Genomic DNA, 281 nt, shown 5'->3' on the forward strand with positions numbered 1-281 from the left:
GCACGCCGTCGGTATCCAGCAGCATGCGGGTGCCCCCACTGATGCTGTTGCGGTGCAGTGCCGCGCCTTTCAGGGTGGCGGTCGCGCCGCCCTGCACCGACAGCCCCAGCGAGCTGTACTGCCCGGCCTGGTAGCTGGCGCTGGCGTTCACCTGGCTGAGATCGCCGCTGTGGCTGTAGTAGCCGCTGGCGGTCGCGCTGCTGCGCGCCGTACCGGCACTCACCTGATAGGTATCCCGCTCATTGAGCCGGTCGTAATACCCCACCTGATGGGCGTTATCG

Annotated in this window: 1 protein-coding gene; it reads right to left on the reverse strand. The window is 67.6% G+C overall.

Annotated elements, in window-relative coordinates:
• Positions 1-281, reverse strand: a 281-nt coding sequence (locus IFU29_RS22315; RefSeq protein ID WP_191935778.1) for a fimbria/pilus outer membrane usher protein, incomplete at both ends; no start/stop codon positions are given.

It is taken from the genome of Erwinia persicina, from assembly GCF_014838825.1.
GTDB lineage: Bacteria > Pseudomonadota > Gammaproteobacteria > Enterobacterales > Enterobacteriaceae > Erwinia > Erwinia persicina_A.